The organism is Nocardiopsis sediminis (assembly GCF_042650565.1).
Taxonomy (GTDB): Bacteria; Actinomycetota; Actinomycetes; order Streptosporangiales; family Streptosporangiaceae; genus Nocardiopsis_B; species Nocardiopsis_B sediminis.
In genome coordinates, this window is the sequence record NZ_JBHSBH010000015.1 from 439,142 (window position 1) to 459,191 (window position 20,050).

Here is a 20,050-nt window from a genome sequence, read left to right on the forward strand (position 1 = left end):
GACGGCGGGCACCAGGGCGCGCAGGACCCCTGCGAGGTGACGCACGGTGGCGGGCACGTCCTCGGCGCCGTCGGCCACGATGGCGTCGGCGAAGCCTTGGACGGCCGCGACGGCGGCGGCGCCGGCGCGGACGGAGCCGTGTTCGCCGGTGGAGTCGGTCAACGGAACGCCTCGTCTCTGGCGTGGGAGGGGGCCGATCGGTGCGGGCCCGAGGGTCCGGGGGCCGGTGCGCATCGGCGTGTTCGCCCGCGATGATCCCACGGTGGGGTCCACCCTCGCCGTGCGCCCGCGGCGGCGTCTGCGGGCCCTCGGGCCGTGGCCCATGAGAACACCCGGTCCGGCGCGCCCATTCGGGGAACGGTGCCGCACAGAGGCGCCCGCCCGTCGTACCGCCGCGGTGAACGGGTGTGTGGCGGTCCGGTACAGTGCGGTGCCACCGGGGCCCGAGGGGCCCGGGGCCGCAGGGGCGGCGGAGGGAAGGCGGGGCGATGTCGGCGTCGGAGGCGGGGGCCATGCGCGAGGTCGTGGAACGGGAATTCGCGCGGCAGGCCGCGTCGTTCGAGGACGCCCGGCTCAACACCGCCTTCACCGTCCACCTGGACCGCCTGGCCGACTTCGCCGCGCCCCTCGCCGACGACGTGTGCCTCGACTCCGCCTGCGGGACCGGCCTGGTGGCGCGCCGCCTGGCCCGGCGCGTGCGGCAGGTGACGGCACTCGACACCACCCCGGAGATGCTGCGCACCGGAAAGGCCGCGGCCGACGCCGAGGGGGCCGGCAATGTCGTCTTCCAGCGCGGTGACGCCGTCGACCTGCCCTTCCTGGACGACTCGTTCTCCCTCGCCGTCTCCCGGTTCTCCCTGCACCACGTCGCCTCGCCGGGCGCGGTGGTCGCCGAGCTGGTGCGGGTCTGCCGCCCGGGCGGCCGGGTGGTGCTCGCCGACATGGTCGTGCCCGACGGGCTCGCGGGCGACCCCGACCGCTTCGAGCGGCTGCGCGACCCCTCGCACGGCACCATGCTCCGCGTCGGCGCGATCCACGACCTGCTGCGGGCGGCGGGCGCCGACGTCGCCCGGTCGGAGGTGTTCGACGTCCCGCGCCCGGTGCGTCCGTGGCTGCGGCAGGCGGGGACGCCCGAGGACACGGCCCAGCAGATCGAGCGCATCCTCGCCCGCGAGCTGGTGGGCGGCGCCCCGACGGGCCTGCGCCCGCACAGCGTCGACGGCGACCTCTGGTTCACCCAGACCTGGGCCCACATCGCCGCGACCCCGGCCGTCTGAGACCGCGCCGGGGACCGCGGATCCGACTGCCCGGAACCGCCCGGCGCACGGCCGCATCACGCCCCGCGGGCGCCGAGAACAACATCGAGCCCCGCAGCGACCAGGTGCACCGCGGCGGCGGTGGCCAGGCACAGGGCCGGGGAGAGGTCGGCGAGCGGGCCCGCCACGGCGGAACCGGCCGCGAAGGCGGTGATCTTCAGGCTGGCGCCCGTCGTGAAGACCTGGGCGCGCAGCCGGTCCGGCGCTTCGCGGTGGCGGATCGCGAACAGGGACGTGAGCTGCGGCCCCTCCGCCGCGCCGATGACCGCCACCGCGACCACCAGCACCGCCGTATTGGGTGCCGCCGCGACCACGGCCACCCCCGCGGCCTGGGCGAGGACGCACACCACGAGAACGGTGTCGGGTCGCACCGCCGGGGGACGACGGGCGAGCAGGGCGTTGGCGCCCAGCGCGCACAGCGCCATGAGCGACAGCAGCAGCACCCCGTTCTCCGCGCCACCGAGCAGCCGGGCGCCCAGAGCAGGGGTGCACACCACGAGCATCCCTCCGGCCGCAAGGGACACCGACGACACGACCGTGGCGCGCAGCAACGCCGGATTGCCGGCGATGACCCGCACACCCGCGACCACATCGGCGCCCCGCAGCCGCCGGCCGTCCCCCGCCGGTGCCCTCGGCGGATCCGTGGCCGCCGACGCGCCGGCGGCCGGCAGTGCCCAGGCGGCCGGCAGGGCGAGGGTGATCAGGGCCGCAGCGGCGGCGACGCCCGCCCCCGCTCCGGCGGCCGATGCCAGGAGCCCGGCCAGGGCGGGGCCCACCAGCCCGGCGGCGCTGAAGGTCATGGCGTCCAGGGCCGTGGCGCGTGCCGATGCCCCCGGCGGGACGACCCGCGGCAGCTGCGCCGTCCAGCCCGCCGACAGCACCGGTCCGAGCACGCCCGTTGCCACGGCCACCGCGACGACCACCGGGAGGGGCGCGCGGCCCAGCAGGCCCGCGCACGCCGCGATCCCCGCGGCGTAGGCCGCGAGCGCGCCGGCGAGCAGCCGACCCGGCCGGGCGCTGCGGTCGAGCAGCACGCCGATCACCGGCCCGCCGGCCGCGGCCGACACCGTCAGGCCCGCCAGCAGCGCCGCCCCCGCCGTCGCCGATCCGGTGGCCGCCACCCCGAGGAGCAGCAGCGCCGGTCCCGACATCTCGTCGCCGGTCCGCGCCGCAGCGGCCCCTGCGAGGTACCCCGCTCCCACCGCCCGCGGCCGCCGGTCCCGGCGCTTCGCGTCCGGTTCCCCGCTGTCGCGCGACCGCAGCCCGTATCTCCCGCTCACGGCGCGACGCTAGCCGGGTAACGTCCTTGTGCTCTAGAGACGTTACATTGACGGAATGCCGATGCCCAACGCGATCATCGGGCACGCGGTCCGCGGGCTCGCCCGGCGCACCACCGACCTCGTCAACCTGCTGAGCCGCGACGACGCCGACGCCGCGGCCGTCGACGCGGTCCTGCGCGCCCACGGGGAGACCGACCCGCTGGACGTGTCATCCGCCGACGTGGCGGCGATGCGCGCCGCCGCGCTGCGGCTGCGCGCCGTTTTCACCGCCCCCGATACCGGCGCCGCCGCCGACTCCCTGAACACCCTGCTGGCCCGTAGCGCCCACCCGCCGCGGCTGACCAGCCACGGTGGCACCACCCACTGGCACGTGCACGTGGACGGCCACGATGACGCCCCGCTCGGCGAGTGGTTCCTGACCTCCGCCTGCCTGACCCTCTCGCTGGTCCTGACCGACCGCCAGCGGCCCCCGGGCGGGGTGTGCGCGGCCGCGGGCTGCGAGCGCGTGTTCGTCGACACCGGCAGCGGGAGCCCCCGGCGGTACTGCTCCCAGCGGTGCGCGACCCGCTCGCGCGTCGCCGCGCACCGGAGGTCGCGCGCGTAAGGCGGGGCGCCGCCACGCGGCCGGAAACGGCCGGAATCTCCGGGACCCCGGGCACGCTGGAGATGTACGAAGGAACGGCCGCGCGGGCCGTCCCGCGAATGAAAAGAGGAGCCGCACATGCCGGACGACGACGGGACCGAGCGCGCGCTCGTGGTCATGGCCCACCCCGACGACGTCGACTTCGGGTGTTCGGGGACGGTCGCGCTGTGGACCGACGCCGGGATCGAGGTCACCTATCTGCTGGTCACCGACGGTGAGGCCGGCGGTGACGACCGGGTCGTGAGCACGGAGGAGATGGCCGACATCCGGCGCGGTGAGCAGCGCAAGGCCGCCGCCGCGGTCGGCGTGAGCGACGTCCGGTTCCTGGGCCGCCCCGACGGCGAGGTCCTGCCCGACATGGCGCTGCGGCGCGACATCGCCCGGGTCATCCGCCAGGTGCGCCCCCAGCGGGTGATCATCCCCAGCCCCGAGCGCGACTGGGCGACGATCGCCGCGAGCCACCCCGACCACCTCGCCACGGGCGAGGCCGGGATCAACGCCGTCTACCCCGACGCGCGCAACCCGCACGCGCACCCCGCCCTCCTCGCAAACGAGGGGCTGCGGCCCTGGAGCGTGCCCGAGGTGTGGGTCATGCACCCGGCGGCCCCCGACCGCTTCTCCGACGTCACCGACGTGATCGACCGCAAGTTCGCCGCGCTGGCCGCGCACGCCAGCCAGATCCCCGACATCGCGGAGATCGAGCCGTCCGTCCGCGGCTGGCTCGCCGCCAACGCCGCCAAGGGCGGGCTGGCCGAGGGGAGGCTGGCGGAGGCGTTCCGGGTCGTCGACACCCGCTGACACCCGGTGGCCCCGGCTGCCCGCCTCCTGCCATGATCCGGGGGTAGAAAGGGTCAGGGACGCCTGACCGGACGATTCGAACCTGGAGGACCCGCGTGGCCCAGTCGCCATCTCCCTACGATTTCCTGCCCGACGTCGCATCGTTCACGGTGACCAGCGACGACGTCGCCGACGGCCGGACCCTGGCGCCGGCCCAGGTCAGCGGCCTGATGGGCGCCGGCGGTCAGGACGTCTCGCCGCACCTGGCGTGGAGCGGCTTCCCCGAGGGCACCCGCAGCTTCGCCGTCACCTGCTTCGACCCCGACGCCCCCACGGCCAGCGGCTTCTGGCACTGGGCGGTCTTCGACATCCCGGCGTCGGTGACCGAGCTGCCGGCCGGGGCCGGCGACGGGTCGGGCACGGGCCTGCCCGAGGGAGCGGTCACCCTGCGCAACGACGCCGGGGACAAGCGCTACGTCGGCGCGGCCCCGCCGCCCGGCCACGGTCCGCACCGCTACATGTTCGCGGTGCACGCGCTGGACGTCGCCACCCTGGGAATCGGCGACGCCGCGAGCCCGGCGTTCCTCGGGTTCAACCTCTTCTCCCACGCCATCGGCCGGGCGGTCATTACCCCGGTGTACGAGCAGAAGTAGGCTCCCGGCAGCGGAACAGGGCCCGCTCCGTCCCGGGGCGGGCCCTCTGCGAGCCCTGCGGGGCCCGCGGGACGACGGGGCGCGCACCGAGCCGCGCGGGACGAGCGGGAACCACCACTACGCGAGAGGGACCGACGCACATGGGTCGCACTGCCGGCACCCCGACGATCCTCTTCGACTACGGCGAGGTCATCTCGCTGCCGCAGCCCGCGGAGTCGCGGGCGAACCTGGAGCGGCTGGCGGGCGTGGACCCGGCCGCGTTCTGGGCCGCCTACTGGGCGGGGCGCCGCGGCTACGACCGGGGGGACACCGCCGCGGTCTACTGGGACAACGTCGCCCGGCACGCCGGCGCCGACTGGGACACCATCCGGCGCCAGCAGCTGTGGGCGGCCGACGTCGCCTCGTGGCTGCACGTGCGCGACCGGAGCGTGCGGCTCCTGGAGCGGCTGGCGGCCCGCGGGGCGCGGCTCGCCCTGCTGTCCAACGCCTCCGCCGACATGGCGCACGCCCTGCGCCGCTCCCCCGCGCTCGCCGGCTTCGACCGGCTGTTCTTCAGCTCCGACCTGGCCCTGTGCAAACCCGACCCGGAGATCTACACCCGCGTGCTGGGCGAACTGGGCGCCGAGCCGGGGCACACCATCTTCCTCGACGACCGCGAGGAGAACATCCTCGCGGCCAAGGCGCTGGGCATCGACGCGCACCACTACACCGGCCCCGAGGCCGCCGAGGCCTTCCTCGCCGATCGCCTCGGCCCGCTCTGACCTTTCGCGGACGTGGCGGTGGCAGCGGGGCCGGGCACGCCGGAACCCGAGCGGGGCGGCGTGCGCGCACGCGACGCACCCCTGTCCGGTTGTCCCCGGATCCGGATGCGGCCATCGTCGAGCGCGGCGCTGATCTGCGGTTTAGGCTCGAGACGACCCGCGTCCCCCACCGGGAAGGAGCCGTCCCCGCCGTCCGGGCCCGCTGGCATGCACGCAGACCCGAGCCGGTCTCCGCACCATCCACCGCAAGCGGAAAGGTCCACCGGTGCCCGCCCAACAGCTCACCGATCCGCATCCGCCCACCGTCGTGATCACCACCGCCGGCTCGGCCCCGACCGCCGGGACGATCATGCGGCTGCGCCGCCGGGGCTACCGGGTCGTCGCGACCGACATCGACCCCGCGGCCCCCGGCCTCTACCTCGCCGACCGCAGCCATCTGGTGCCGCCCGGCGACAGCGACGACTTCCTCCCCGAGATCCGCGACATCTGCCGGAGGGAGAACGCCGCCGCGCTGGTCCCATTGGTCGACGAGGAGCTGCCGGCCGCGGGCCGGCTCGCCGACGACGGCATCGCGGTGCTGCTGCCGCGGCCCGCATTCGTCGCCACGTGCCTGGACAAATACGTGCTCATGCGCCGCCTGGCCGAGGCCGGGATCCCCGTCCCGGCCACCCGGACGGCCGAGGAGTGGACGGGCGACCCCCCGTTCCCGGTGGTCGTCAAGCCGCGCAGGGGCCGCGGCGGACGAGGGGTCGCGGTCGCGGAGTCGGCCGGGGAGCTGTCCCGGCTGATCGCCGAAAGCCCCTGCGCCCCCGGTGACCTGCTGGTCCAGCAGCGGGTCGGGGGAACGGAGTTCACCGTGTCGGTCGTCGTGTGGCGTGACGGCGCGGTCCAGTCGGTCGTGCCCAAGGAGGTCATCTTGAAGGACGGTGTCACCAGGTTCGCCGTCACCCGCCGCCACGCCCGCGTGGCCGAGGTGTGCCGGGCGGTGCAGCGCGAACTGCGCGCCGACGGCCCGTTCAACGTCCAGCTCGCCCTCGACGCCGACGGCGAGCCGCGCATCTTCGAGATCAACCCGCGCTTCTCGTCCACGGCGCCCCTCACCGCCGCGGCCGGGGTCGACGAGGTCGCCGGGCTGCTGCGGCAGGCCATCGAGGGCGGCCCGCGGCTGGCCGACGAGTGGCGCGAAGGGGTCGTCATGGTCCGGCACTGGGCCGACGAGTTCATCGACGAGGCGGGCTTCGCCGGGTACGGGATCACCCCCGGCCGGCCGACGTCGGCCGCCGCGGCCCCCGTTGCGCGGGCCGCCCGGTGAGCGCCCGCCGCGGCCCGCACGCGCCGCCCCCGGCCTCCCTCGTCGACGCGTTGGCGGAGGCGGTGGCGGAGGTCGGCGCTCTACTGCGCCAATGGCGCTCCGACCCCGCCGCCACCGCCGGCCGGTGGCACGACGGCCAGTTCAAAGCCGGAGCCGACACCCGCGCACACGACGCCCTGTCCGCCCGGCTGCGCCGGATCTCCCCTTCGACGCCGGTGATCAGCGAGGAGGACCCCGGACCGGCGGCCGGCGGGCGGCGGCCCGACCGGTACTGGCTGATCGATCCCCTGGACGGCACCGCCAGCTACGCGCACGGCTTCCCCGGCTACGTGACGCAGGCGACGCTGATGGTCGACGCCCGCCCCCTTGCCGCCGCCGTCCACGCGCCCGAAACCGGCGTGCTCTACACCGCCGTGCACGGCATGGGCGCCGCCGCCAACGGCCGGATGCTGCCGCGGGTCGCCCCGGCGCCGCCGGGCACGGGCGTGCTCACCGACAACACGCCGGAGCCGGGCGGGATCGCGCGCGCGGCCTACGACCACTTCGGGTACGGCGGCTACCTGGAGTGCGGCGGGATATCCCTGAAGCTGTGCCGGATCGCCGAGGGCGCCGCGCACCTGCTCGTCAAGGACGTGCCGGTGCGCGATTGGGACGTGGCGGCGCCCGATCTCCTGCTGCGTGAGACCGGGTGCCACTTGTCGCGGCTGGACGGCACGCCGTTCGACTACCGGGGTGATCTGGAAGGCACGGGGGTGATCGGCGCCGCCGACCCCGGCACCGGCACCGCCGTCGCGAGCTGGCACCGCGAGCGGGAGGGCCACCCGATCGGCTGACGCCGCGCATCAGGGCGGGCCGGTTCCGGCCATGCCGGAACCCCAGCGGGGCGGCCGTCGTCCGAAAGGACGACGGCCGTCCCGCTCTCAAGGAGGATGCCGTCCCGCGGCGCTCGGCCTAGCGTCGACGACCGCACAGCACGACGAAGGGGGATGGCCCGATGACCGCCGATCCGACCCCGCGGGAGGGCCTGCGCGCATCGGACGCCGACCGCGACGCCGTCGCCGCACGGCTGTCCACGGCCCTGTCGGAGGGGCGCCTGGACCTGGCCGAGTACAACCTGCGGCTCGACGCCGCGATGTCCGCCCGGACGCAGGGCGAACTCGTGCCGCTCACCACCGATCTGCCCGCCGCCTCCGCTGCGGAGCCGGACCCCGCGGCACCGGTCGACCTCGCCGAGACGGGTGCCGGCAAGGCGCCTTCGGGGTGGCGGAACTGGCTCAACGAGTGGCGCCACTGGCTGGGCGGCGCCGTGATCATGGTCGGGATCTGGGGCGTGACCTCGGTGGCCGATGGCCGGCCGCAGGAGTTCTGGCCGCTGATCCCGCTCGGGATCTGGGCCGCGGTGCTCATCGCGATGCCCTTCCTGCCCGGCGACGAGGACTGACCCGGCCACAGGACCGTACCCGGAAGGTGCCTTTTGCCGCACGCCGCGGACGCGTATCGTGGGTCACCCATCATCGTGCGGCAGGGGGTGGGCGTTGGACGACGAACGCGTCCCGGAGAGCCGTATGCGCGCCTCGGACGCGGACCGGGACGCCTGCGCCGAACGACTTGCGACCGCGCTGTCCGAGGGACGGCTCGACCTCACCGAATACGAACGCCGACTCGACGCCGCCATGCGATCCGTTGTCCTCGGTGACCTCCGGGTCCTCACCGCCGACCTCCCCGAACCTCCCCCGCCCGCCCCCGTTCCCGATTCCTCCCTCACCGCCGTGAGCCGCACCGCGCTGGTGTCGCCGTGGAAGGACTGGGTAGACGAATGGCGATGGTGGCTCGGCGGTGCCGTGATCATGACCGGGATCTGGGGCGTCACCAGCATCATGGGCAATGACGCGATGCCGTTCTGGCCGCTGGTCCCGCTGGGGATCTGGGCCGCGATCCTGATCGCCGCCGCCATCTGGCCGGACGACAACGCCGGCACGCGAAGATGACCGTCCCCCGCCACCGCGGGAGGGAGCGACGACCATGGACGGCGAACGGGTACCACCGGAGCAGATGCGCGCGTCCGATGCCGACCGCGACGCCTGCGCCGAACGCCTCGCCCGCGCCCTCCAGGAGGGTCGGCTCAAGCTGGACGAGTACCACGAGCGGCTGGACCTCGCGGTACACGCCACCACCATGGGCGACCTCGCGGCCCTGACCCGCGACCTCCCGGTCCCGCCCCCGGCGCCCGTCCCGGCCGCGGTCCCCGAGGCGGCCGACCCCGGCGCCGATCCCGAGTGGCGCGACCGCTTCGAACCCTGGCGCGGGCTGGCCGCGGTGTCGGTGATCCTCATCGCGATCTGGGCCGTGACCAGCCTGATCTCGCGGACCTACCTGCCGTTCTGGCCGCTGATCCCGCTCGGCTTCATGTTCCTGTTCACGCTGGCCAGCACCATCGCCACCCCGCCCCACGACCCCACCGGGCGCGACCGCCACCTGGGCCACGGTGACCCCGACGGCGTGTGAGCCCGCCGAAGGCCGCACACGCGAAGGGCCCGGCACTCGTCGTGGCCGGACCCCCTGATGCGCGCTATGTCCTATGCCGTCAGCCGGCCGCGTGCAGCCAGCGGACGGGGGCGCCGTCGCCGGCGTAGCGGAACGGTTCGAGCTCCTCGTCCCAGACCCGGCCCGTGAGGCGGTCGAGCTCCTGGGCGAGGTCGGCCTCCTGGGCGGCCGCCCGTTCCATGGCGTTGCGCAGCCGCGCCTCGGGGACCAGGACCTCGCCCGACGCGCTGGTGACCGCGGTGAAGATACCGAGTGTGGGTGTGTAGCTGTAGCGGACGCCGTCGCATCCCGGGGTGGCCTCCTCGGTCACCTCGAAGCGCAGGCGCTGCCAGCCGTTGAGCGCCGAGGCGATGGCACCGGAGGTACCCGGTGCCCCCTGCCAGTTCAGCTCGGCGCGATGGTTTCCAGGGGCGGCCGGTTGGGCCCCCCAGTCGAGTTTCACAGGCACGCCAACTACACCCGCGACCGCCCACTCGACGTGTGGGCACAGCGCCGCGGGCGCGGAGTGGACGTACAAGACGCCACGTGCGGACACCGAACCTCCTGATACGAACGAGTGCGCTTCCCCGACGCCCTCGTACCCGTAGAGGAGCTGTCCGTCCTGGGTCTTCTCCTCGGCCCATTGTGCCCCATGGGCACCAACGGCACCAGGTCTCCGGTGGCCGGATCCGGCGTTCTCCCCGTGTCCGCCCGTGCTCGCGGCTAGCGTGGTGCCACGCGCGAGGCGGGAGCTGAGAGTCTAACGGGGGTGCGGGTGGGTGACCAGCCCTGCGGGGAGACCGCGACGGCCGACCTGGTGAAGCGGGCACTGTGCCGCGACGGCCGGGCATGGGATGCGCTGATCGGACGCTTCTCACTGCGAGTGCGGGCGGTGGTGCGCTCCTATGGCCTCCCGTGGCACGACGCCGAGGACGTCGAGCAGACCGTGTGGTGCGTGCTCTCCGACCACCTGCCGCGTATCCGCGACCCCGAACACGTGGGGGCCTGGCTGGCCGCCACCACGCACAACGAGTGCAGACGCCAGCTCCGGCTGCGCCGCCGGACCGCGCCCGAGGACCCCGCTCTGCTCGACTCCGCCGACCACCGCAGCCCGGAGGCCCTGCATCTGGCGGCCGAACGCGACCGCGGGGTGCGCCGCGCCATCGCCGGGCTGGACGAGCCGGAGCGGACCCTCGCGGCGATCGACCTGTACTCCCCCCGGACCCGCGTGACCGAGGTGGCCGAGTTCACCGGGCTGCCCCTCGCCGAGATCCCCGTGGCCCGGCGGCGGATGCGGCGCCGATTGCGCCGCATACTCGCCGAGGACCACCAGCGCGACGACGACCAGTGACGAAGGGGCCGCGACATGATCCACGACGACCCGCCCACCCCGGGTGCCGACCGCACCCCTCCCGGCGCTCCCGGCGCCCACACCGGCCCGGGCGTGCCCGAGGCGCTCGCCGCCGCTGACGACCACGCCGCGGCCGACGATGACGCCGACGAGGCGTTCATGGCGATCCTGCGGGCGCAGACCTCTCCCGTGGGCGCGATGCCGACGGCGGTGCGCCGGGCCGCGCGCGCGGCGTTCGCCATGCGACGGGACGACACCGTGTTCGCCGATCTCCGCGACGACTCGCTGGGGACCACGCCGGTGGGCCTGCGCGACGCGGGCACCCTTGCCGACGCTCCGCGCTACGTACGGTTCGAGGGGCCGGGGGTGGCGGTGAGCATGGAGATCACCCTCGTGGACGACGACCGCGACCTGGTGGGTCGGGTCGCTCCGGCCCGGGCCCTGGCGGTGGAGGTCCGCAGCCCGCACGGCACCTCGCACCACGACGTGGACCCTGACGGCGCCTTCCTCGCCCGCGGCGTCCCGCGCGGCCCGGTCAGCCTCCTCGTCCACCTGCCGGAAGCCCCTCCGGCCACGACCCGGTGGCTCACCATCTGACCTCCCGCCGGTCTCCGGTTCCACCGGGCGCCGCAACGCCCGTACTCGCCGGAACCGGCGTCGCCCTCTGCTGTGCCGGATCGCCACGCTCTCGCGGCGACGGACGTCTCCGCACCCGTCCCCCTCGCCGCCGGAGAACCGCAAAGGACCCGGCATGCCGGCACCGGGCCTCGGCGAACCCGGCCACCAGGACCGACCCACATCGGGCCAGGCGACCCGGCCACACCGGCCACCCTTCGCCCGGCCGGCCGAGGGCGAGGGCCGCGCACACGCCGCACCGCGCAGGCCTGCTCCTCCTTCCACACCCCCGGCGCCCGACGGACCGGGCCACCAGGTCACCCCTCGGGCATCGAAGCCGGACACCGCGAGAGAAGGCCGCCGTAACGGCACGGGCCCGGCTCGGAGCTGCTGTCCGACGGAACGCGCTTCGGCCCGAGCGGGAGGGCTTCCGCGGACGGTCTGAGCGGCCCGGTGGTCCGGCGACCACGCGGGCCCGGCTTCGGACGCGCCATCGATATCAGCGGAGGCGGTTCCCTCCGCTCGACATCGCCGGACCGACGTCCGGGGTGGATCTGGTGGCCAGGTCGGGCGGTGAGGGGGTGGTGGGGACATCGGATCGACGGAAATGTTCGGCGACGGTGTCGATATCGGCGCCGGGAGCCTACGGCTACCCCGGCCGCCATCGCCGGACCGAGCGATCGGGGCCGCGGGGAGGGTGGCGCGGACGGTCTTCGGCGTGGTGGCGCATGTCAGGGGCGGTCGGGGCCGCCGGTGCCCGGGGGGCGGGAGGTGATGGCGGCTATGCGGGGGAACGGCTTGCGGGCGGGCCGGATGGGGGTGTTGGGGACGGCGCTGGGCGCCCGGAACCCCGTAGTGGCCGGTCTTCTGCGGCGCGTTCGCGCCCCGGACGGGTGACGGGGCCGGTCGACCGGGAGGAGCGCGTGTTATCACTTTCGGCGACTGCCCGTACGCGGTGTGTACGGCCGCGGTCGCTCCCCCTCCCCCGAGCGTCGGACACGGAAGGCGCTGCACATGACGGTGAACCTCGACGTCCTCCACCCCCTCACGCTGATCGCCCGCGATCCGCGGGCGGCACGGGAGCACGCGGGGCGGTTGCTCGACGAGCGTCCCGGCCCCGCCGCCCGGTCCGCGGCGCTGCGGCTGCTCGGGATGGCGCAACGGGAGCTCGGCGACCCCCGCGGCGCCCACCGGCTGCTGCGCCAAGCCGCCGCGGTCGCCTCCCGGGCGGGGCTCGACGAGTCGGCCGCGCACGCGCGCGCCTCCCGCATCGGCCTGCTGGCGCTGCGGGACGGCGGCGGTGTCGCCGGGACGTCGCTGGACCGCATGGCCGCGGCCACCCCGTCGGCCCGCACCCTGGTCCACCTGCACCGCGGTGTGGCGGCCGCGCAGCACGGCAGATTCGGCCCGGCCATCGACGGCTTCGACACCGCTCTGGAACACCTGGACCGTCTCGACGCCGATACGCGTGACCGGATCCTTCCGGGGGTGCTGAGCAACCGGGGCCTCGCCCTGATGTACTCCGGGCGGCTTTCGGAGTCCGCCGACGACCTCGAACGCGCGCTGCACCACGCCGAACGGCAGTCACTGGGCTACTTGCGCGGTGTGACCCTGCAAAACCTGGGTTGCCTGGCGGTGCGGCGCGGCGACATCGCCGGCGCCGTCTCCTGCTTCACCGACGCCGACCCCCTCGTCCCGGCCAGCCGTCGTGCGGCGCTGCGACTGGACCACGCCGACGCCCTCTTGGCCGCCGGGATGTTCCGCGACGCCGCCCGGCTCATCGCCGGCCTACCCGGGGGCGGGCACACCAGCGACGACGCCACGACCCGGCTCCTGCGGGCGAAGATCGACCTCACACGGGGCGACCGCGATGCCGCGCGGATCCAGGCCCGGCGGGTGCTGTCCCGCTTCGCGGCGGACTCGCTGTGGTCGCAACTCGCCCGCCTGGTCGAGTGGTCGGCCCGCCACGTCCCCGACCACCAGCGACGCTCCCCACGCCCCCACAGCGTCCGCCCCGGGCACCGCGTGACCGGCACCATTCCGGCGGACGCGCAGCACCCACCGGCACTCTCGATCCCGGCACCGGACGCACCGCGTCCGGCTCCCCCCACTCCCGGAACACCGCCCGCCGCCTGGCCGTTCGCGCCGCACTCGGTCCCGGGCCGGCCATTGGGCGTGGACGCAGCAGGTCGGCCCGCACCCCTGGGCGTCGACGCGTCCCCTCCGGCCGAGCCGCCGACCACACCTCCTACGGCTCCCCCAGCCTCCCCATCCGCCACCCGGCCATCCGCACCAGGCCTCACTCCGGACACGCCACCACCTGTCGACCCACCGAACCGGCCGACGCCCCTGGGCGTCGACGCGCCTTCTTCGGCCGCGCTGCCGACCGGCCCACGACCTGGCGGCGCCGCGTCCTCAACCATCGACGCATCCCATCCCGCTGTCCGGCCGTCCGCACCGCGCCCGGCCCCGGGCTCGCCATCGGGCGTGGACACAGCGGGCCGGCCCGCACCCCTAGGCGTCGACGCGTCTCCTCCGGCCGCACCGCCGACCGGACCGGGACCTGGCGGCGCCGAGTCCCCATCCGTCGCCAGCCACGGAGCCGCGCCTCTGGCACCCAACGCGCAGGCGCGCGCGGAGGCCGATCGTGCCCTTGCCCGGTGTGTGCCCAGTGCGCCGCTGGGGCCGTTGTCGATGGCGGTGCCCGCTGCGCACCACGTGGCTGCGCTGCGCGCGCTCGCCGAAGGTGACCACCTGAAGGCCCGCGAGGCTCTCACGGCCCCCGCACCCGGTGCCGTGCCCGAAGCGGGCCTGCGCCACCTCGAGCTTCTCGTCCATGCCCGTGCGCACCAGCGCGAGGTCGCCGCCGCCGGAGCGGCCATCGCACTGCACGAGGGGGACGCCGCGACCGCCCTGGAGTGGGTCGAGCACGGGCGCGCCCTCACCCCCGTTCCCGGCCCCTGCCGCGACCCCGGGTGGGCGCTGCTCCTCGACCGCTATCGCGCCGCGCACGCCCGCGCGCGACGCGGCGATCGCTCCGCCCGCGACGAGCTCGCCCGTGTCGCCTCGCTGCTGGCCCCGGCCCAGTGGCACGCCGGGTGCACCGGCCACACCGCACCGGCCGAGCCGTCGCCCCCGATCGTGCCCGCGCTCGCCGAGCGGCTGGGATCCCGCGCCTTCCTCTGTCACATCGACGTCCCCGGCGTGCACGCGGCCGTCACCGTCGTCGACGGCCGGGCGCGCGTCCACCCCTTGCCCTCTGCGGCCCCCGCTCGGGACGCCGTGGCCAAGCTGCTCTACGCCGCGCGCACGGACGTCCTCGCCCCCGGAAGCACGGACGCCGCCAGGTCCGGACGCTCGGGCGTCCTCGCACAGGGACGCGGGGCGGATCGCGCAGCCGCGGGTCCCGCAGCGCTGCTCGACCGGCTCCTGCTGGACCCGGTGCGGGAGGCGGTGGGCCGCCACGACCGTCCGCTGGTCGTGGCCCCGGCCGCCTTCGCCCAGGGACTTCCGTGGGGTCTGCTGCCGTCGCTGCGCGGCCGGGCCGTCAGCGTCGTGCCGTCGGCGCGGACCTGGCTCGCGCGCGAGCCACGGCGGGCCGGCAGCGCGGCGGCCGGGAGTCCTCCTCCGCGCGCCCTGCTGACCGCCGGCGGCGGCCTGGACGGCGCCCCGGCCGAGGTCCGGGCCCTGCGCGGACTCCGGCCGGGCGCGACCGTGCTCACCGGCGGTGCCGCCCGCGTGCACGCGGTCCTCGACGCATTGGGCGGCGCCGACCTCGCGCACATCGCCGCGCACGGCTCCACCTGCCCCGATGCCCCAATGCTCTCGGGGGTGGAGCTGGCCGACGGCCCCTTGCTCGCCTATGACCTGGAACGGCTGCCCCGGCTGCCCGATCTCACTGTGCTGTCCTCCTGCTGGGTGGGCGGGTCCACGCCCGCGCCGTCGGGCCTGCCCTTGGGGCTGGGCTCCGCCCTGCTGGCGCTCGGAGGCACGGCGGTCGTGGCAGGAGTCCTGCCCGTCCGCGACCGCGAGACCGGCCCCGCCATGGTCGCCTTCCACAGGGCCGTCGCCGCGGGGACACCGCCCGCGCAAGCGGTCGCCGACCACCTCGCCGGCGCCGGGTTCGTCTGCTTCGGGGCGGGCTGACCGGTGCGCCGCTCCCCGCGCCCGCGGATCGCCGCCGACCGCGTCGACGGCGCCGAAAACGAGTCGCCCCGATCCGGACGGACGGCGGATAATCCACATGCATGAGACTCCGTCACTGGCCCCTGAACGATCTGGTCATCCGCACCCCGCGGCTGGAGTTGCGGCTGCCCGCCCCCGAAGAGCTCGACGCGCTCGGCGACCTCGCCGCCGAAGGCGTGCACGACCCCGGAGAGATGCCGTTCGTCCTCCCCTGGACCGACGCCTCGCCCGAGGAGCGGGCGCGCGGCGTGTTCCTGCACCACTGGCGGACGCTGGGCGCGTTCGCCCGCGACGACTGGCAGCTCCCGCTGGCGGTGTTCACCGCTTCCGGCGTCGTCGGCATCCAGGAGATCACGGCCCGCGACTTCGCTGAGACGCGGGAGGTGCGCACGGGTTCCTGGCTGGGCCTGCGCCACCAGGGGCAGGGCATCGGCACCGAGATGCGCGCCGCCGTCCTGCACCTGGCCTTCACGTCTCTGGGGGCCGAAGCCGCGCACAGCGCGGTCGTCGCGCGCAACCCGCGCTCGCTGAGGGTGTCCCGCAGGCTCGGCTACCGGGACAACGGCGTCGGCCGCCTGAAGGTGCGCGGGCAGGCGGTCGAAGACCTGCACCTGCGGCTGGAGCGGGCCGACTGGCGAAGCGACCTGGTCGAGGGGATCGAGGTGCACGGGGTGGAGCGGTGCCTGCCCCTGCTCGGGGCCGGGGATCCACCGGCGTGAACGGCCTCTCGCCACCGCCCTCGGCGCCGCCGCTGCCGATCGTGGCCGCGAATAGAGTGCGCGGGCGCGGTTAGCAGGCGCGGCATGAGTGAGACACCCGACCATCCCGCGGATTCCATCAACGCCGACGCCTTCGACTGGGAGGACGACGGCCTGCCCGCGCAAGAGGACACCACCGAGGACCAGCCGCTCCCGGCCGAGCATCCCATCGCCATGGACGAGTACGGGACCACCGGCACCGAGCGGGAGGCCGGGGAGCCGCTCGACGAGGCCCTGGCACGCGAGGTCCCCGATGTCCAGGAGTCCGACATCGACAAGGGCCCGGAGAACGAGGCCATCCGCTACCCGGAGGACTTTCCCGAGGACCCCTTGGGCCACAGCGCCGAGGAACAGGCCATGCACGAGCAGGAGGAGCCCGGCCTGCCCTGACGAAGGCGGCCGGATTCCGGGGGCGGAAGCGAGAGCGCACCGGCCCGGACCACGGGGGCGGGGCGGCGCCGCTCGCGGCGCCGCCCCCGGTCGTGAACCCGCAGGTCGTGGCTGGGACGCGAGCCCCTGGGCGGACGCTCCCCCGGCCCCGCCTTCTGCCACCGGGCGGGCGGCGCCGGCCGCACGCAGCGGGCGCCGCCGGGCCGGGCTCACCAGCCTCGTTCGCGCCATTCGCCGAGGTGCGGGCGCTCCGCTCCCAGGGTGGTGTCCTTGCCGTGGCCCGGGTACACCCAGGTGTCGTCGCCGAGGTCCGCGAAGACCCGCTCCTCGACGTCGCCCAGCAGCGAGCGGAAGTCCTCGGGGGAGCCGGTCCGGCCGACGCCGCCCGGGAAGAGGCTGTCGCCGGTGAACAGGTGCGTGCGCCCGCCGGGCTCGTCGTAGCGCAGGGCGATCGAGCCCGGGGTGTGCCCGCGCAGGTGGATGACGCTCAGCTCGGACTCGCCCACCGGGATCCGCGCGCCGTGCTCCACCGGCTCGTCGACCGAGACCGGGAGCTCCCCGCCGTCGGCGGGGTGGGCCACGGTGCGGGCGCCCGTTGCGCCCACCACCTCGGCCAGCGCCTGCCAGTGGTCCCCGTGGCGGTGGGTGGTGACGACGCGCGCCAGGCCGTTCTCGCCGACGAGGTCGAAGATGCGGTCGGCCTCGTTGGCCGCGTCGATCAGCACGGCCTCGCCGCTGCGCCGGCAGCGCAGCAGGTAGGCGTTGTTGTCCATCGGGCCCACCGCCAGCTTGCTGATGGTGAGCTCGTCCAGTGCTCGTGTGTCCGCGGGGCCGCCGACCCGCGTCTCTCCGGTGTAGGTCACGCCCCCCATTACAGCACCCACGAGGGGGAGCGCTTCTCGAAGAACGCCGCGCGCCCCTCGGCGGCGTCGGTACCGGCGAAGAAGTCGCGCGACAGCTCCGCCATCCGCTCCAGAGCGGCGGCGCGGCCGGCCGCAGGCATCGACGACGCCGCGCCGACCACGGACTTGGTGCGCACCAGCGCAGCGGGCGCTCCGGCCCGCAGCCCGTCGAGGATCCCCTCGACAACGGCGTCGATCCGGTCGGCCGGCTCCGCCGCCGTGATCAGCCCGGCGGCCGCGGCGGCCGTGGCGTCGAAGGTCTCCCCGGTGAGGAAGTAGCGGGTGAGCTGGCGGTCGTGCATCCGGGCGCCGACGGGCACCGAGATGATCGCCGGGACGACCCCGATCCGCACCTCGGTAAAGGCGAACGTCGTGGTGTCGGGGGCGATGGCGATGTCGGCGGCCGCGACCAGCCCGATCCCGCCCGCCCGCACGGCCCCGTTGAGCTTGACGACGACCGGCTTGGGCGCGTCCATGACGGCGCCGAACAGCTCGGCCATGCCGGGGGCGGACAGGTCGGGGCGGCGCCCCTCCTGCTCGGCCGCCATCTCCTTGAGGTCGGCCCCGGCACAGAACGCCGGCCCGGCCCCGGTCAGCAGCACCGCGCGGACGGCGTCGTCGTCCATCGCGGCGGACAGCGCGGTGGCCAGGTCGGTGCGCAGCCGCGCCGACAGGGCGTTGCGGTTGGCCGGGGAGTCCAGGGTCAGGGTCGCGATGCCCCGTTCGGTGCTCCGGCGCACCAGCGCCTCTGTCCCTGTGGTGTCCGCCATCGTCGGCCGCCCCTTCCGTGGTCGGTGTCGCACTCGGCACCGATCCTGCCCCAGCGGCCTCCGGGGAGGAAGCTCCGGCCCGCGGTTCAGCCGCGTCGCGCGCGCAGGAATTCCAGGGCGCCGTCGGCGTGCGCGTCCATGCGGATCTCGCTCTTGACGACGTGGAGCACGCGCCGGTCGGTGCCGATCACGAAGGTCCGGCGCCGGGTAGGGGCCATGCCGGACAGCAGCCCGCCGCGTCGCACACCGAACAGGCCGGCTACGTGTCCGTCGGTGTCGGACAGCAGCGGGTAATCGAAGCCGTTCTTGTCGGCGAAGGCCAGCTGGCGTTCGACGGAGTCGCCGCTGATACCGACCCGCTGGGCGCCGAGTTCGGCGAACTCCGCGGCGAGGTCGCGGAAGTGGCAGCTCTCCGCGGTGCACCCGGAGGTCATCGCCGCAGGGTAGAAGAACAGCACCACCGGCCCGTCGGCCAGCAGTTCACCGAGGCGGCGGGGGGTGCCGTTCTGGTCGGGGAGTTCGAAGTCGGGTACCTGCTCACCTGTGTCCATGGGTCACGCTCCCCTTCTCGCTCCGCTCAAACGGCCCCGCGGACGGGGGCCTCCGGCCGGGGGCTACGCCGCCAGCCTAACCCCGCCCCCGGGAAGCGCATTCACGCTCCCGTGGCGGCCCGCAGCAGGGGCACGTACAGCTCCGCGGTGGTCAGGGAGCCGTGCATGCCCACCATCGTGGCCTCGGCGGAATCGCTGCCGGGGTTCATGAGGGCGGTGTCGCCGCGGGCCACCGCCACGATGTCGCCGATCCGGGCGCGCAGCCGGTCGTCGACCGGCCCGAACAGCCCGGCGTCGATGGCGGCGTCGCGGCTGAGCACCACGGCCGCGGCGCCCAGCCGCTCGCTCCAGGCGGCCAGCACGTCGGGTGCGGCGCCCGGGTGGGTGTAGACGTGGCGGGCCCTGGCCTCGCCGGCGAGGACGCGCACGCCCGCGGCGAAATCGGGGTCGGTGCCGACATCGATGCGGGCGCCGGCACCGACGTCGACCATCCCGTGGTCGCCGGTCACGTAGAGAGCGGACCCCGGCGGCAGCGCCCCCGCGATCCGCTCGGCGAGCCGGTCGACCCGCGCCAGCTCGGCGCGCCAGTCGTCGGAGTCGATCCCCCACTGGTGGCCGCTGGAGTCGAGGCCGGGGTGGTAGGCGAACAGCAGCGCGCGGTCGTGGGCGGCCAGCCGGGCGGCGACGGCGGCGCCGACCTCATCGGTGCCTTCGGCGGGCACGTAGCGGCTCCCGCGGGCCGAGGCCCGACTCAGCCCGCCGCCTTCGAAGGCCCCCGAGGCGATGTAGGCGGTGGCGACCCCGGCGCGCTCGGCCCGTTGGTAGACGGTCGCGTGCGGCTGCCACTCCTCGGGGTCGACGTCGGGGGACCAGCGCAGCTGGTTGAGGGTGTGGTCGCCGCCGGGGATCGCGACCTCGTAGCCGAAGACGCCGTGGCATCCCGGGGCCAGACCGGTGCCGACGCTGGTCAGGCTGGTCGCGGTGGTCGTGGGGAACCCTACGGTGATCGGCGCGGCGGCGTCGGCCAGGGAGGTCAGGAACGGGGCGAGGGCGCGGTGGGCGCTGAGCTGCTCCCAGCCCAGGCCGTCGATCAGCAGCACGCAGGCGCGGCGTGCGGGGGGCAGGTCCAGCGTGGCGCGCTCGCCCGCCACGCCGAGCGAGGCCAGCACGGACGGGGTGAGGTCGGCCAGGGAGCGGCCGCCGTAGCGGGGGACCTCGAACCCGGCGGAGGAGATGGTCATGAGCGCGCCGCCGTCCGCGGCG

The 20,050-nt window shown here is 75.4% G+C and carries 21 protein-coding genes; 15 read left to right on the forward strand and 6 right to left on the reverse strand.

Annotation, left to right across the window (positions count from 1 at the left end; translation table 11 throughout):
• Window positions 1–488: 488 nt before the first annotated feature.
• On the forward strand, window positions 489–1,277 hold the full coding sequence (locus ACFOVU_RS24505; RefSeq protein WP_378537345.1) for a class I SAM-dependent methyltransferase: 789 nt from the start codon (window positions 489–491) through the stop codon (window positions 1,275–1,277).
• A 56-nt stretch (window positions 1,278–1,333) separates the two neighbouring features.
• Here the strand turns inward: ACFOVU_RS24505 and ACFOVU_RS24510 are convergent, their stop codons facing one another.
• Window positions 1,334–2,596 carry an MFS transporter gene (locus ACFOVU_RS24510; protein WP_378537347.1) on the reverse strand — a complete coding sequence of 421 codons (1,263 nt, stop codon included), beginning with the start codon at window positions 2,594–2,596 and terminating at the stop codon, window positions 1,334–1,336.
• Between the two features lie 55 nt (window positions 2,597–2,651).
• Between ACFOVU_RS24510 and ACFOVU_RS24515 the strand changes: the two genes are divergently transcribed.
• The 9 genes from ACFOVU_RS24515 (at window position 2,652) to ACFOVU_RS24555 (ending at window position 9,247) form a co-directional block, all read left to right on the forward strand.
• Entirely contained in the window at window positions 2,652–3,200 is a 549-nt protein-coding gene (locus ACFOVU_RS24515; protein ID WP_378537349.1) for a CGNR zinc finger domain-containing protein, read from the forward strand.
• 117 nt (window positions 3,201–3,317) lie between these two features.
• The gene (locus ACFOVU_RS24520) at window positions 3,318–4,037 is read left to right on the forward strand and encodes a PIG-L deacetylase family protein (protein WP_378537351.1); all 720 of its coding nucleotides are present in this window, start codon (window positions 3,318–3,320) and stop codon (window positions 4,035–4,037) included.
• 95 nt (window positions 4,038–4,132) lie between these two features.
• Window positions 4,133–4,669 carry a YbhB/YbcL family Raf kinase inhibitor-like protein gene (locus ACFOVU_RS24525; protein ID WP_378537353.1) on the forward strand — a complete coding sequence of 179 codons (537 nt, stop codon included), beginning with the start codon at window positions 4,133–4,135 and terminating at the stop codon, window positions 4,667–4,669.
• A gap of 140 nt (window positions 4,670–4,809) precedes the next feature.
• A complete protein-coding gene (locus ACFOVU_RS24530; RefSeq protein ID WP_378537355.1) occupies window positions 4,810–5,430 on the forward strand; it encodes an HAD family hydrolase in 621 nt (206 codons plus the stop codon).
• Window positions 5,431–5,737: 307 nt separating this feature from the next.
• Window positions 5,738–6,742 (forward strand): ATP-grasp domain-containing protein, encoded by a 1,005-nt coding sequence (locus ACFOVU_RS24535; RefSeq protein ID WP_378538197.1) that lies wholly within the window; start codon window positions 5,738–5,740, stop codon window positions 6,740–6,742.
• On the forward strand, window positions 6,739–7,575 hold the full coding sequence (locus tag ACFOVU_RS24540; RefSeq protein ID WP_378537357.1) for a 3'(2'),5'-bisphosphate nucleotidase CysQ family protein: 837 nt from the start codon (window positions 6,739–6,741) through the stop codon (window positions 7,573–7,575). Before ACFOVU_RS24535 ends, ACFOVU_RS24540 begins: the two co-directional genes overlap by 4 nt.
• A 161-nt stretch (window positions 7,576–7,736) precedes the next feature.
• Window positions 7,737–8,183 carry a DUF1707 SHOCT-like domain-containing protein gene (locus ACFOVU_RS24545; RefSeq protein ID WP_378537358.1) on the forward strand — a complete coding sequence of 149 codons (447 nt, stop codon included), beginning with the start codon at window positions 7,737–7,739 and terminating at the stop codon, window positions 8,181–8,183.
• A 124-nt stretch (window positions 8,184–8,307) separates the two neighbouring features.
• Window positions 8,308–8,730 (forward strand): DUF1707 SHOCT-like domain-containing protein, encoded by a 423-nt coding sequence (locus ACFOVU_RS24550; RefSeq protein WP_378538198.1) that lies wholly within the window; start codon window positions 8,308–8,310, stop codon window positions 8,728–8,730.
• 34 nt (window positions 8,731–8,764) lie between these two features.
• Window positions 8,765–9,247 (forward strand): DUF1707 SHOCT-like domain-containing protein, encoded by a 483-nt coding sequence (locus tag ACFOVU_RS24555; protein ID WP_378537360.1) that lies wholly within the window; start codon window positions 8,765–8,767, stop codon window positions 9,245–9,247.
• A 79-nt stretch (window positions 9,248–9,326) separates the two neighbouring features.
• On the opposite strand, the gene ACFOVU_RS24560 is transcribed toward ACFOVU_RS24555, so the two are convergent.
• Entirely contained in the window at window positions 9,327–9,821 is a 495-nt protein-coding gene (locus tag ACFOVU_RS24560; protein WP_378537362.1) for a DUF3145 domain-containing protein, read from the reverse strand.
• Window positions 9,822–10,040: 219 nt separating this feature from the next.
• Here ACFOVU_RS24560 and ACFOVU_RS24565 point away from each other — a divergent pair, with 219 nt between their 5' ends.
• The 5 genes from ACFOVU_RS24565 to ACFOVU_RS24585 all read left to right on the forward strand — a co-directional run bounded on the left by ACFOVU_RS24565 (window position 10,041) and on the right by ACFOVU_RS24585 (window position 16,564).
• Window positions 10,041–10,616 (forward strand): RNA polymerase sigma factor, encoded by a 576-nt coding sequence (locus tag ACFOVU_RS24565; RefSeq protein ID WP_378537363.1) that lies wholly within the window; start codon window positions 10,041–10,043, stop codon window positions 10,614–10,616.
• A 15-nt stretch (window positions 10,617–10,631) separates the two neighbouring features.
• A complete protein-coding gene (locus ACFOVU_RS24570) occupies window positions 10,632–11,213 on the forward strand; it encodes a hypothetical protein (RefSeq protein WP_378537365.1) in 582 nt (193 codons plus the stop codon).
• A 1,032-nt stretch (window positions 11,214–12,245) separates the two neighbouring features.
• The gene (locus tag ACFOVU_RS24575) at window positions 12,246–15,377 is read left to right on the forward strand and encodes a CHAT domain-containing protein (RefSeq protein WP_378537367.1); all 3,132 of its coding nucleotides are present in this window, start codon (window positions 12,246–12,248) and stop codon (window positions 15,375–15,377) included.
• A gap of 101 nt (window positions 15,378–15,478) precedes the next feature.
• Window positions 15,479–16,135 (forward strand): GNAT family N-acetyltransferase, encoded by a 657-nt coding sequence (locus ACFOVU_RS24580; protein ID WP_378537369.1) that lies wholly within the window; start codon window positions 15,479–15,481, stop codon window positions 16,133–16,135.
• Window positions 16,136–16,219: 84 nt separating this feature from the next.
• The gene (locus ACFOVU_RS24585) at window positions 16,220–16,564 is read left to right on the forward strand and encodes a hypothetical protein (protein ID WP_378537371.1); all 345 of its coding nucleotides are present in this window, start codon (window positions 16,220–16,222) and stop codon (window positions 16,562–16,564) included.
• Between the two features lie 209 nt (window positions 16,565–16,773).
• On the opposite strand, the gene ACFOVU_RS24590 is transcribed toward ACFOVU_RS24585, so the two are convergent.
• The 4 genes from ACFOVU_RS24590 to ACFOVU_RS24605 all read right to left on the reverse strand — a co-directional run bounded on the left by ACFOVU_RS24590 (window position 16,774) and on the right by ACFOVU_RS24605 (window position 20,028).
• Window positions 16,774–17,436, reverse strand: coding sequence for an MBL fold metallo-hydrolase (locus ACFOVU_RS24590; RefSeq protein ID WP_378537372.1), 663 nt, complete (start codon window positions 17,434–17,436; stop codon window positions 16,774–16,776).
• Complete coding sequence (locus ACFOVU_RS24595) at window positions 17,436–18,236, reverse strand: enoyl-CoA hydratase-related protein (protein WP_378537374.1); 801 nt, start codon at window positions 18,234–18,236, stop codon at window positions 17,436–17,438. The genes ACFOVU_RS24590 and ACFOVU_RS24595 overlap by 1 nt, the downstream gene beginning before the upstream one ends.
• An 86-nt stretch (window positions 18,237–18,322) precedes the next feature.
• Complete coding sequence (locus tag ACFOVU_RS24600; RefSeq protein WP_378537376.1) at window positions 18,323–18,787, reverse strand: peroxiredoxin; 465 nt, start codon at window positions 18,785–18,787, stop codon at window positions 18,323–18,325.
• Window positions 18,788–18,888: 101 nt separating this feature from the next.
• Entirely contained in the window at window positions 18,889–20,028 is a 1,140-nt protein-coding gene (locus tag ACFOVU_RS24605) for an alkaline phosphatase family protein (RefSeq protein ID WP_378538199.1), read from the reverse strand.
• Between the last annotated feature and the right edge of the window lie 22 nt (window positions 20,029–20,050).